This is a genomic window from Salibacterium sp. K-3 (assembly GCF_054052005.1).
The window spans coordinates 424136-436759 of sequence record NZ_JBSVZE010000003.1 but is presented as its reverse complement, the minus strand read 5'-3'; the positions used below and the strand labels follow the sequence as shown (position 1 = coordinate 436759).

At 48.9% G+C, this 12624-nt stretch carries 13 protein-coding genes; 7 read left to right on the top strand and 6 right to left on the bottom strand.

Annotated elements, in window-relative coordinates:
* Positions 1-641: 641 nt before the first annotated feature.
* Both uvsE and ACW9JV_RS17600 read right to left on the bottom strand, forming a co-directional pair.
* Positions 642-1598, bottom strand: coding sequence for a UV DNA damage repair endonuclease UvsE (gene uvsE, locus ACW9JV_RS17605; RefSeq protein WP_457336858.1), 957 nt, complete (start codon positions 1596-1598; stop codon positions 642-644).
* Positions 1599-1699: 101 nt separating this feature from the next.
* Positions 1700-3055, bottom strand: coding sequence for an MFS transporter (locus ACW9JV_RS17600; protein WP_457336856.1), 1356 nt, complete (start codon positions 3053-3055; stop codon positions 1700-1702).
* A 322-nt stretch (positions 3056-3377) separates the two neighbouring features.
* Between ACW9JV_RS17600 and ACW9JV_RS17595 the strand changes: the two genes are divergently transcribed.
* Entirely contained in the window at positions 3378-3638 is a 261-nt protein-coding gene (locus ACW9JV_RS17595; RefSeq protein ID WP_457336854.1) for a NifU N-terminal domain-containing protein, read from the top strand.
* Positions 3639-3897: 259 nt separating this feature from the next.
* Here the strand turns inward: ACW9JV_RS17595 and ACW9JV_RS17590 are convergent, their stop codons facing one another.
* Positions 3898-5190, bottom strand: coding sequence for a glycosyl hydrolase family 18 protein (locus ACW9JV_RS17590; RefSeq protein WP_457336852.1), 1293 nt, complete (start codon positions 5188-5190; stop codon positions 3898-3900).
* Between the two features lie 158 nt (positions 5191-5348).
* Complete coding sequence (locus ACW9JV_RS17585) at positions 5349-6086, bottom strand: MurR/RpiR family transcriptional regulator (RefSeq protein ID WP_457336850.1); 738 nt, start codon at positions 6084-6086, stop codon at positions 5349-5351.
* 142 nt (positions 6087-6228) lie between these two features.
* Between ACW9JV_RS17585 and ACW9JV_RS17580 the strand changes: the two genes are divergently transcribed.
* From ACW9JV_RS17580 to ACW9JV_RS17565, 4 genes are all read left to right on the top strand, one after another.
* Complete coding sequence (locus ACW9JV_RS17580; protein ID WP_457336849.1) at positions 6229-6990, top strand: ABC transporter ATP-binding protein; 762 nt, start codon at positions 6229-6231, stop codon at positions 6988-6990.
* A 21-nt stretch (positions 6991-7011) separates the two neighbouring features.
* Positions 7012-8835: an FtsX-like permease family protein gene (locus tag ACW9JV_RS17575; protein WP_457336847.1), complete on the top strand. Its 1824-nt coding sequence runs from the start codon at positions 7012-7014 to the stop codon at positions 8833-8835.
* A gap of 116 nt (positions 8836-8951) precedes the next feature.
* Positions 8952-10280: a 6-phospho-beta-glucosidase gene (locus tag ACW9JV_RS17570; protein ID WP_457336845.1), complete on the top strand. Its 1329-nt coding sequence runs from the start codon at positions 8952-8954 to the stop codon at positions 10278-10280.
* 182 nt (positions 10281-10462) lie between these two features.
* Positions 10463-11044 carry an LOG family protein gene (locus ACW9JV_RS17565; protein WP_457336843.1) on the top strand — a complete coding sequence of 194 codons (582 nt, stop codon included), beginning with the start codon at positions 10463-10465 and terminating at the stop codon, positions 11042-11044.
* Here ACW9JV_RS17565 and ACW9JV_RS17560 read toward each other — a convergent pair whose 3' ends face one another.
* Complete coding sequence (locus ACW9JV_RS17560) at positions 11045-11254, bottom strand: hypothetical protein (protein ID WP_457336842.1); 210 nt, start codon at positions 11252-11254, stop codon at positions 11045-11047.
* Entirely contained in the window at positions 11217-11414 is a 198-nt protein-coding gene (locus ACW9JV_RS17555; protein ID WP_457336840.1) for a hypothetical protein, read from the bottom strand. The genes ACW9JV_RS17560 and ACW9JV_RS17555 overlap by 38 nt, the downstream gene beginning before the upstream one ends.
* 78 nt (positions 11415-11492) lie before the next feature.
* Here ACW9JV_RS17555 and ACW9JV_RS17550 point away from each other — a divergent pair, with 78 nt between their 5' ends.
* Positions 11493-11675: a hypothetical protein gene (locus ACW9JV_RS17550; protein ID WP_457336838.1), complete on the top strand. Its 183-nt coding sequence runs from the start codon at positions 11493-11495 to the stop codon at positions 11673-11675.
* Between the two features lie 25 nt (positions 11676-11700).
* Positions 11701-12534, top strand: coding sequence for an SDR family NAD(P)-dependent oxidoreductase (locus ACW9JV_RS17545; protein ID WP_457336836.1), 834 nt, complete (start codon positions 11701-11703; stop codon positions 12532-12534).
* Positions 12535-12624: the final 90 nt, after the last annotated feature.

Genomic DNA, 12624 nt, shown 5'->3' with positions numbered 1-12624 from the left:
TAAGCGTTTAGCAACGGTCCAGCATGATAAGACTAATACCAGGTCCCCTGGGGTGTGTAATGCCACCACTCGCCGTCTTTGTAGTGAACATGGAGACAGTTTTGTTCAGGATGACTTTCGATTTTCACGATGTTCGAGAAGTTATATTTCCGGCGTTTTTCAAACCTATCGATGCGTTGTGTTTTTGGTAGGTGGTCAGCAGTATGTGATATTCTCTGTCATTCAAGTGCCTGGCGACATCTGGTTTGTTCACGGGTAAACCTCCCTGGTCTGTTTCTGGTTTTTGGAAAGACATGGGGCGGTTCTGGTTTTATAAAAAAAACCGATACGCCTTTTAAGGCGCACCGATATTGGGGTTATCAGGACTATTGCTTTGCTTTTTTCTTTTGCTCTTTATAGTTTCGAACAAGCCGGTGGGTTTCTTCGCGCTCGGCTTCTGATTGATGAGGATAAGCATAGATGCCGTGATGTTCTTTATCAATGACACCGGCTAATTCTTTCCGAGAGAGATCACGTTTGGACCTGGTATTAATCAGGAAGGGCGCCTCCGGGGAGCGGAACGGGTAAATGGCACGTATCTTAATATCATCGTCTACAGCATGCTGCAGGAAGAGTGGAGAAGAGGGGAGTAAAAGCGGAAGTTACCATTCCAGAATCCCCTCATCGATCCGCTTGACGCCGTGGACAGCCGTTAAATCATCAACCAGCTGCAGCATGGCCTGGTCTTTTTTCTTCGCCTCGATCATGATGTCTACATCCCGGTTGCACCGTTTCAGGGACTGTAGAAATGGATGAATAAAGGAAGGGTCCACGAAATCCGCGTGGCTTCGGAATTCCTCATCCGATCTTGGAGAGGAAACATGGACTTTCGGGGGAAAGGATCGGTTCTCCCACGATGCAAAGAAGCGGGGGAGGATCTCGTCCAGGGATTCTTCTGTCGTTTTGTTGGCCTGATAATGATGATAATCAAACATAAACGGGATGTTCTGTTTTTCACAGATATCAAGTACTTCTGTGGCGGTGTAGGTTTTATCATCGTTTTCCAGCGTCATCCGGTCTTTTACAGCGGAAGGGAGTTTCTCAACATTTTTATGGAAACGCTCGATAGCGCTCTTCTTATCGCCGTATGCGCCTCCGACATGAATATTGATGTATGCTTGTTCAGCAAGTCCCATGGCCTCCAGCAGCCGGCAGTGATAGGTCATATCCGTCACGGCATTGGTGGTGACATGTGCTTTATCACTTGTGAAAAGGGTGAACTGACCAGGGTGAAAACTGGTGCGGAGCTTATGTTTTTTTACCAGTCGGCCGATTTCTTCATATAGATCCTGAAACGGTGAAATGTAATCCCATTCCACCTCGGGATGGGTCGCCAGCGGCACTAGAGAGGAAGAAAACCGGTACAGCGGAATACGGTGTGCAATATTGAAATGCAGCGCCCTGATCGTGTTCTCCAGGTTGCTGCGGGTGATGCGCTGCAGCTTTTCGGTTCGGTCCGGCTCCTCAAGGGAGGCCCAGTTTTTATACGTCATCGTTCCAGCGGGTGAAGCGTTCCAAAGGGAGAGCGCGTGAGATACATAACCAAATCGAAGAATCATGGTCCGGCTCCTTTACAGAAGGTATTCTGACTGGTTTTTTACAATACTGGTATCGTACCCTGAAGAGGGATGAAAAAAACCGGTATTCATTTATAGAAAAATCAGTAGGAAGAGCTGTTTCGTTTTCTCCCCGGGAGTCTTATCGAGAGACCGGCCACCACCGCACAGAAGAAAAGGGAAACCATTGCGACATGATGGAGCTGACCGATCGTCATAGCCCCGGTGAAAAAGATGCCGAGAACGCTCGAAGACAGAATGGCGCCGAGATAGCGGCTTGTCTGGAGAAGACCGGAAGCGGAGCCGGTATCTTCGGCGCGGACCTGTTCAAACAGCGCCCGCTGCATGGAGATGTTGTTAAAGCCGCTGCTCATGCCGAGTACAATCATAATCGCAATCAGCCATCCGAGCGGAGATTCATTGTTGAACGTCAGCATCAGGGCTGTTCCCGTCGTAAGTGCACCTGCCCCCAGCAGGAGAGGAACCTTGGCACCGAAACGGTCGACGAGTTTTCCGGTAAGCGGGGCAATCATAATTCCCATTCCGGCGAGCGAGAGCATAACGAGTCCCGTCTTTTGTTCGTCAAATCCACGGACCTGCTGCATGTAGGCAGGAAGCCCGAAGAAATACGTATAATAGACAAGGCTGATGCTGATGAACTGCGCATAGATCAGCGTGATATTATAATTTTTCTTTAGATGGACAACATCAATAAAAGGCTCCTGCTTTGTTTTTTCGTACAGATAAAAGGCAATCGAGGCGGCGGCACTGATGACAAACATAAACCAGTCGGCGTCGTTTTCAAGCGAAAGCAGGCCGAGGATGAGCGTAACGATGGACACAACGAAAAGTCCGATGCCTGAAAAATCGATACGGCGGAAATACAGGCGCCCGCCTCCGGTATCCGGCAGAATAAACAGCGATAAGGTGAAAGAGACAATAATAAAAGGGAAGTTAATCAAAAAGATCGCGTGCCAGTCCCACCATGAGATCAGAAATCCTCCGATGGAGGGTCCGAATGCCGCAGACGTTGTCGCAAACAGAGACAGTCCTGCGAGTGCTTTCCCTTGCCCTTCTGTCACATGTCCCCGGATCATCGACATCGCACTGGGGTACAGGGTGGAACTCCCCAGGGCCTGGAGGGCACGGCATAGAAGCAGAAATATCAGATTCGGTGAAAAAACAGCAAGGAGCGAAGCCAGGGCGGAAACACTTAACCCGCTTAAAAATAACCGTTTCGGCCCGAACATGTCTCCGAGCTTTCCCATCACCGGCTGTGCGGCGGCGCTCGTTAAATAAAAAATGGAGACAAGCCAGGAAGCGGCAGCAAAGGTAAGTGAAAATTCGTCCTGGAGCCGGGTCAATGCCACGGAAATCATGGAAGAGTTTAATGGATTTAAGAGCGTCCCCAGGCCGATGGTAACAACAAGAAGCCAGGGCCTTTTTATTGTATTAGTCATGAGAAGACCACCTGATTTATATGGAAGTGAACCTATTCTATCATATGTATAGAGGAGGTACCGCAGTCAGACGACGGTTTCAGCTTATGAGGACATGGAAATGGAATGTATCAAGCAAACAAAGGAGGATGTTTGGTCATTGAGCAGGCGGGAGGCAGGCATACTGAAATCCGCGAGTATTTTAAACGCATAGCCGGAATCCCGTGTGCTTGAAATCAGGACGAGAGAAAACGATAATTCTCATTTAATATTCATTATAAAAAGTGTTATTATAAGAAAAAGATTATCATGATTTTAAGCGTGTAATCGAAAGGAGACTACTATGGCTATTAACGTACAGGCGGAACCAACACCGAATCCGAATGCGATGAAATTCACCGCGGACCGGAATCTTTTTGAGAAAAGCACCTCGCTGAAGAAGGGGGATGACACCGATCATCCTGTGGCGAAAGAGCTGCTGCAGCTCGACGGTGTCGATAATATTTTTGGCGTTAACGACTTTGTAACGGTGAATAAAACGATGGATGCCGATTGGGATGAGCTGATTCCGAAAGTGGAGCAGGTTTTTGCCGAAGCGGAATAAAAGAGAGAATCATGCCCCGGGCTGCCTGACGCGCAGCAGCCGGGGTATTTTTTATTGCAGAAGGGCCGCCCGCCGGAGGAAAGTGTCCAGTATATAAAGATAACAGACACTTCCGACAGGAAGATTCCGGAAGTGTCTGTTAAAAAAAGATTATAGTCAAAAAGCTGAACCGGAAACATGAAAATGGCTGTAATCCATATTTTAGAGCCACTTTCTGTCCCCAATTGTCCATGATCGGCAGCATCCGCAGCTGCGATTCTCACACCCGCTTATTCACGGTGAAATTTTCCTCGATCAACAGCCAGTTCTGCGGGAACTCCCAGCCGAGCACCCAGTAGAACATGCCCCGGAGCCCGTATTCTTTAATCATATTAAACTTTGCCTGTACGGTACGAGCATCTTCAAACCAGACTTCATGTTCCACGCCTTCCTCATCGTAGTAAGTAAAGTACGGGGACTGGGCGGTTTCGTCAAATTCGATGGCGGCATTATATTGAAGGGCCAACGCGACCGCCTGCTGATGATCGAGCGGGTCGGCCCGGGTCTCGCCTTCTACAAACGGAAGTGCCCAATCATAGCCGTACAGCGGCATACCGAGCATGATTTTGTCAGCCGGCATAAGGGTTAACGCGTATTCAATCACACGTCGCACCTGATCGACCGGTGCGACGGCCTGCGGAGGACTTCTGGTGTATCCCCATTCGTATGTCATCAGAAATACAAAGTCGGCGAGTTCTCCATGCACCGCATAATCATGTCCTTCGTACAAATCACCGGTCATGCCTGCTTCCACCTGCGGAGCAAGCGCGCTCGAAAGCAGGTATCCGTATTCGTCCAGCCGCAGCCGGGCTTCCCGCATCAATTCGTTATAAGCCTCCCGATTCTGTGCGCCAACGTATTCAAGGTCAAAATCAATCCCGAGAAATCCTTTTTCCTGCATGATGGCAATGGATTCATCAAGGAGCCGGTTCCGCCTCTGTTCATCCTGCAGCACGGCGGAAGCCAATTCCGTGCTGAATTCCCCGTCTTCAATGTTAGTGATCACCATTAACGGAACAACATTGTTGTCATAGGCGGTATTAATAATGGATTGATCATCATCCAGAGAAGTCAGGGTGCCGTCCCGGTTCAAGTGATAGCTGAAAAGCTGCAGGTAGGTGAGATACTCCCCGATTTCATTAACGACAGCGGTTGATTCCTCTCCTGTAATGCCAGGGTCCAGGTACGCTCCGATATCGACAGCCGGCTTCACGGGATCCGGCCTGTCAATGTAGAGGGGAAAACCGATTGGAAGCACCGCAGACAACGGAAGGTTATTGAGGCGAAGAATATAGTCAAAAGGAACGCCGTACCGCTGACTGATCTCCCATACACTTTCGCCGGGCATGACCCAGTGCAGCCGCCCTTCAAAGGGAATAACGAGTGTCTGCCCGACAACGAGGCGGGAAGCTTCCGGCAGCTGGTTGGCTTCTTGTACCGTCTCAAACGCCACATTATACATCCGGCTGATGCCCCATAACGATTCCCCCGGACGGACGACATGAATCTGCATAGAACGAACCCCCTTTCGCAAGCTTATTCTCTCTTCATCCTATTCAACAGACAGCAAAAAATAACCCGCTCCGGCTGGATATGCCGAAGCGGGCCTGATTTTAAGTATGGTCGGGCAGCTTATACACCGCCTCTACTTGTCCGGGCTATTGCCACTGGCTAAAGCTCCTGCCCGTGATTTTTATTATACACTTCGCGGGCTATCGTCTCCAGAATATAGACAACCGGGATCTGGGTCGTGATATTGGCTCCCTGATAAGTCTCTTCGGTTACGTAGTAGGGAATCGTGAGATCGGCAGCCGAGGCGATGGTGGAATATTTGGTATTGGTAATGCTGATGGTGGTGCTGCCCTTTTCTTTTAACTGATGGATATGGGTGGTGGTGTAACGATTTTCTCCGGACACGGACAGAGCGATCGTGACACTGCTTCTCAGCATGCGGGTGTGTATTGGATAATAGGGGTCTTTGATATACATCGAAAAGGTGCCAAGGCTGGAAAAATAGCGGGCGCCGTATTCGGCAAGGATACCGGAACTGCCGATCCCGATAAACATCACATGCTCAGCGTGGCGGATCATTTCCGCCGCTTCAAGAATTTTGTCATCCAGGTTTCCGGCCAGGGTTCGTTCAAAAAATTCGCCGACGGCGTGCCTGGAACTTTTCACCACCGTTGTCTCCCGGTGTTCCAGATGCATTTTCAGTTTCACTTTAAATTCCGAGAAACCATCACATCCGCATTTTCTGCAGAAGCGCAGAATGGTGGTTGTGGAAACGTGGACAGCGTCTGCCAATTCCCTTATACGCATATAGGCGGCTTTTTCCATATTTTTGGTGATATATTGATACACCGACATTTCCAGTTCATTGAAAGAAGCAATTTCTTCATTGGTAAACATGCCTGGCCCCCTTCTTGTTTCTGTACACGTATCATAACACATTTAAGTAACATATCGTTACGTAAATAAAACAAGAGAAAGCTTTACGAATCAATCTGTATCATATAAAATAATACATATAATACAAAATAGGAGGATACCAATGACAGGATCTGTAGTGGAAGCAAACCGTGTGCACAAAGTTTACGGCAGGAAGGGAGAAGCGCCGTATCAGGCCCTGGAAGATGTTTCTTTTTCCATACAGGAAGGAGAGTTTGCCGGTATTATGGGAGCTTCCGGTTCCGGAAAAACAACGCTTCTTCAGACGATTGCTGCGCTGGATCGGATATCAGGAGGACAGATCTCGATTGCCGGGACGGATGTGACAGAGATGAAGGAAAAGGAGCTCGCCGATTTTCGAGCCCGCCGGCTTGGGTTTATCTTTCAGGATTTTAATCTGCTGGAAAATATGACGGTGTATGAAAATATTGCACTACCGCTGTTTCTGCAGAACAAAAAAGGCAGAAACGTGCAGGAGAATGTCTACCGGGCAGCAGAAATGGTCGGCATCGAGGACATCTTTCCAAAGTATCCAGCTATGATTTCAGGAGGTCAGAAGCAGCGTACCGCAGCGGCAAGGGCTCTGGTTCATCATCCGAGTATGATTCTCGCCGACGAGCCGACCGGAGCACTGGATTCCGGCAATGCCGCAAGTCTCCTTGAAACGCTTCAGCAATTAAACGAGAGCTACGGTGTCACAATAATGATGGTAACCCATGATGCGTTCAGCGCCAGTTACTGTAAACGCATTTTGTTTCTGGAGGACGGAAGGCTGTATAAAGAGATGCAGAAAACCGGATCGAGAGAAACATTTTTCAAAAGAATACTTGATGAACAAGCAGAATCCGGTAAGAAAAAACTGTAGGAAAAGGAGGGAGAAAATAAGATGCTGGCTAAATTAGCGTGGAATGGAATGAAAACGAGATGGAAGGACTATGTCGTTCTGCTGGCAGGGTTGGTGATGTCCATTGCCATTTTTTATATGTTTCAGACGCTTGCCTTGAACAGGGATTTCACCAGTGACAATGCTATGATTCGTTCGATGCAGCTTGTATTTCATGTCGGTTCGTTTCTGCTGGCTGCGATGACGTTTTTCTATATTTTGTATACCAACACATTCCTGCTCTCCCTGCGACAGCGCGAATATGGAATGTTTCTTCTGTTGGGTGCCAATAAAGCACATCTGAAACGGCTCATGTTTATGGAGAACCTGATGATCGGCGGAATCGCGCTTGTGATCGGCCTCACAGCCGGCATCATGCTGGCGGAAGGAACAGCAAGAGCGGTGATGGGACAGCTGCAAGCCAGCCTGGAAGGGTATCACTCGTTTTATATTCCGTCGCTTATTGTTACGTTGTTGTTTTTTCTTCTATTGTTCCTGGTGACAGCCATATGGAATCATATCAAACTTTCAAAGGTTCAGGTGCTGGACCTTGTTCATGCAGATACAACATCTGACCGGATACCGGCGCGTCCGAAGAATACCGTCATAATGACGGCGGCGGGTATGATCACTTTAGCAGCCGGATGGCTCTCCCTCCTTTTTATGGAACAGCTCCGGGAAATTGGGATTTTTACCGCTGCCATTTTCACAACGGCTGGAACGTATCTATTATTCTCCTCTATGCTTCCGGTTCTTCTGAAAGCAATGAAAAAGAAGCAGGGGTGGCAGGAAAAAGGAATACGGGCGTTTACAATGTCGCAGTTGACGTTCCGGGTTCATCATCTGAAGAAATTTCTTGCCACTGCAGCTATGTTTATTGCTCTCGGCGCAGGCGCGATCTCGGGAGGGCTTGCTTTTAAAAACAACGCCTCGGTCACTGCCGAACAGGCCGGATTCTATGACAGCATTGTACATAATGCCAACACAGAAGAAAACGAAATTCTGGAAGACATTACGTTTACCGATACCCTAACGTATCGGTATAAGCAGCAGAATGGTTATCATTTTTATCTGAAAGAGGATTTGAAAAGTTATCCCCCGAAAAATCAGACTTCTGCCAATCAGGTGAAAACCGTGAAGGCTGAACTTCCGGAAGATAGAACGTCACTGGATGAAGTAAAAGAGGAAGCCGGCGGTCTTGCTCCGGAATGGCGGCAGATTCTGCGGAATACAATTGCCTATGATTTCACGAAACAGCCGCTCGTTGTATCTCAAGCGTTATACGAAGACATCGATGCAGAAGAAGAGACCGTATTTGCTGGAAAATCAGATGACTTTATGAATTACCTGGACGAGTGGGCAGTGCTCGACCGGATCCATGAGCAAAAGATGGAGACGGCAGATGAAGTGGTTGTCCGGAGTAAATACGCGATGTTTGAAAGTTACGAGACGATTGCCACCGGCACTGTATTTATGGGCTTTTTTCTAGGTGCGGCGTTTTTGGCCATGATGGCAAGCTGCTTGATGTTTAAAGTGTTGTCCGGGGCGGCCGCTGATATTCCCAGGTACCGGATGCTGCATAATATCGGTGTTTCACGCACCCTGTTGAAACGCTCCGTGGCGGGTGAACTGTTTTTCATCTTTTTGATTCCGGCTCTTCTTGGGCTGACGCATGTGCTTATCGGGATGAATATGTTTTCTTTCATTCTGCTGGAGCCGTATTACCGGATCTGGGTTTCGATACTTGTGTTTGCAGTGCTGTATTTCCTGTATTATGTTCTGACGGTAAAGATGTATCAGGGAATGGTTCTTCCGGAAATTAGATAAACCAGACTGTTATTTGTGTAAAACAAATCACAATCTGCGTAATACAGCACAGGATATGGCATTCATCTATGCTGTGTGACGCCTCCGTGATTCAATAATAGTGGAGGTGACACGTCATGAAGAATGGAATAAAAATTGCAACGATCGGCGGGGGATCAAGCTATACCCCGGAGCTGGTGGAAGGATTTATAAACCATTATGAAGAGCTGCCGGTACGTGAATTGTGGCTCGTCGATGTGGAAGAAGGAAAAGAAAAACTGGAGATCGTCGGCAGCCTTGCGAAACGGATGATTGAGAAAGCGGGTCTGCCAATTGACGTCCATTTAACACTGGATAGAACCGAAGCGCTGCGGGATGCGGATTTTGTGACGACACAGTTTCGTGTCGGCCTGCTCGATGCGCGCGCCAAAGATGAACGGATTCCCATGAAATACGGAGTGCTCGGACAGGAAACGAACGGGCCCGGAGGGTTGTTTAAAGGACTCCGCACGATTCCGGTGATTCTGGATATATGCCGGGACATGGAGGAACTCTGCCCGGATGCCTGGCTGATAAACTTCACAAATCCGGCGGGAATGGTTACCGAAGCCGTTCTGCGGTATTCATCCCTTACAAAAGTGGTTGGTCTCTGCAATGTGCCGATCAGCATGGAAATGGGAATCGCAGAACTTCTCGATGTCGATCATTCCAGGGTGCGGATTGCTTTCGCCGGTCTTAACCATATGGTATACGGGCTGGATGTCTACGTCGACGGCAGAAGTGTGAAAGATCAGGTGATTGATTTATTAAGCCGGCCTGAAAACAGCAGCGTGGTAAAAAATGTGGAAGGAATGGGATGGGAGCCGGAGTTTCTGCGTTCTCTGCAGGTACTGACGTGTCCGTATCACATGTATTACTACAAATCGAGAGACATGGTGGATAAAAATGTGAAAAGCGCTGAAGAAGAAGGAACCCGGGCAGAAGTCGTGCAGCGGCTGGAAGAGGAACTGTTCGACCTTTATAAGGAGCCGGATCTGTCGGTGAAGCCGCCTCAGCTCGAAGAACGCGGGGGAGCGTATTATTCCGATGCCGCTGTGCGTCTGATTACATCCATTTATACCGACCGCGGGGATATCCAGCCGGTGAACACGGTGAATAATGGAGCGGTAGCCGGTATTCCGGACGAATCGGCTGTGGAAGTGAGCTGCGTGATTACAAAAGAAGGGCCGAAGCCGTTGAATGTGGGAGAGCTTCCTGTACAGGTGCAGGGTCTTGTCCAGCAGATTAAATCGTTTGAACGGATTGCCGCCGAAGCCGCGGTAACCGGAGACTACGACAAGGCTGTCCTTGCACTGGCGATCAATCCACTTACGCCGTCGGATACCGTTGCAAAACAAATCGTCGATGATATGATGGAAGCCCATAGAGAATGGCTGCCGCAGTTTTATCAGAAAGCAGAAATATAGCAGAAAAAAAGAAGCCGCCCTGCCATCAGCAGGAACGGCTTCTCTTTTTTTGCAGCAGCTTCCCTTGATAGTGGCTGCCGGGGAAATCATTTGATACAGTGAAACAGCAGGAGAAAATAAGACATAATACAGAGGCCTGTACGATACGATATAATAATAAAGAAGAGAGGAGTGTTTTTGACATGGAACGAATTGCTGTGTTCTGTGGATCGAGCAAAGGAGCTTCAGAAGTATATGAAGAAGGGGCCTCTGCGCTTGGAAAAGATCTTGCACAGAGAGGAATTGAACTTGTGTATGGAGGAGCTTCCGTCGGGTTGATGGGGGTGCTGGCAGATGCTGTGCTGGACGAAGGCGGCAGGGTAACCGGGGTTATCCCCAAAATGCTCGCCGATAAAGAAATCGCTCATTCCGGCCTCAATGAACTGATTGTTGTGGACTCCATGCATGAACGCAAAGCAAAAATGGCTGATCTGGCGGATGGATTTATTGCGCTTCCGGGCGGACCCGGAACGCTGGAAGAATTCGTAGAAATCTTTACATGGGGGCAGCTCGGCCTTCATAAAAAGCCGTTCGGTCTGCTGAATACCCATCATTATTATGACCCGCTTGCCGCCTTGTTTGATCACATGACGGATCAGCAGTTTCTTGATAAAACGTATCGTTCGATGGCTTTTGTGGAAGAGAACCCTTCCCGCCTTCTCGAGAAGTTCCGCACCTGGCATGCCCCTGAAGTGAAACGGTATATTGAAAAGGATGAAACGTGATTATTCTTCTGAAACATGGACTGTTACGGTATCCTCGAGCATTTCTTCTTCCACTGTTCCTCCATTCAGCGAAGGTGTCATCTCATATGCCACACTGATCTCACTGCCGTTTTGCGTTGGACTGTTATGGGCCAGCGTGAACTGTTCTTCCCCTTCCTGGAGAACGACCGTTTTATCCGAAGTCCCCCAAACTGCTTGACAAATCAGCAAAAAACCGGTCTTCCGGGTCTTCATCCTGTTCCTGCCCGTTTTTGCTATCGACAGCTCTTTTGGCCTGTTCGACAGCAAGTTCCACTTTTTTTCCCATACGGACCGCGCAGCGGGAAGGCGGAACAGCCCTGCCGGAACCGGTGTACATCTTCTTCGTCATCTTGACCGGTATCATAATTGGTATTTTATGTTATATAATAAATACGCTGAAAAAAGAAAGTGAAACCGGGGGTGCAGCATGAAATATTCTCTATACGGCACCACCATCGTCTTCGTTATTTTCCTTTTCATCCTGGCATTCCGGGGGCAGCCGACTATTATTCCAGTTGTCATGTGGGCAACATTGATTATTGTTCCGTGGGTTTTCCTGTACTGGTTTATCCGTTTCGTCAAGCAGTACATCAAGAATTCCCAGCGGTGAGGAGCACAACGGAAAGGAGACGTTTATGGGAGCCTATGCGGTGGTGACAGGAAGCAGCGGCGGCTTTGGCAGAGTGTTTGTGCGAACGCTGCTCGAAAAAGGATATGACGTCATTGCCGGGGTCCGGGATACGTCAAAAGGGGAGTTTCTGGTGCAGGAGGCAAAGCGGCTCGGCAGACAGGAACATCTTCATGTATGGCAGCTGGACGTGACAAACCCTCATGACATCGAACGGCTTCAGGACTATCTCGAAAAAAGTTCCCTTCCTGTGGAACTATTACTGAACAATGCCGGATACTGCCAGGGTGGAGTAGTGGAAGGATTGACCGAAGAGCAGTGGCAGAAGCAGTTTGATGTGAACGTATTCGGCGCTGTCCGTCTGACGAAAGCGCTTCTTCCTCTTTTTCGAAGACAGCGGTCCGGACGTATCATCAATATCAGCAGTATCAGCGGCCGTATCGGCCTCCCGGGCATGGGCGCCTATGCTGCCGGGAAATTCGCCCTTGAAGGATTCAGTGAATCGCTGCGGTATGAAATGCTGCCGTTTCATGTTTACGTATCGCTGATGGAACCGGGGAGTTACCGGACCGGAATCTGGGAGAAAGCACTGCGTGGCAGGGCGGACGCGGATGAAGAATACGGGAGGCTGGTGCAGAACCTGGAGAGTGAAGCCTCCCGGGCAGCTTCTGAAAGTGCCGGACCGGAAGCGGCAGAAGCGGTTCTGGAAAAAATCATCACAGCGCGAAAGCCTAAACTCCGCTATCCTTTAGGGGCGTCTGCTTTTCTTTATTATTACGTAAAGCCGTTGATTCCCTCCCGCCTTCTCGAACGCGCGGTTATCCGACGTATCCTGCGATAGACTGGTTTGAAAAGGATGGGGACGTGGAATGACAATTCCCGACAGGGAGGAAACAAAAATTTTTTCCTATAGACATTTGGCTGACACATA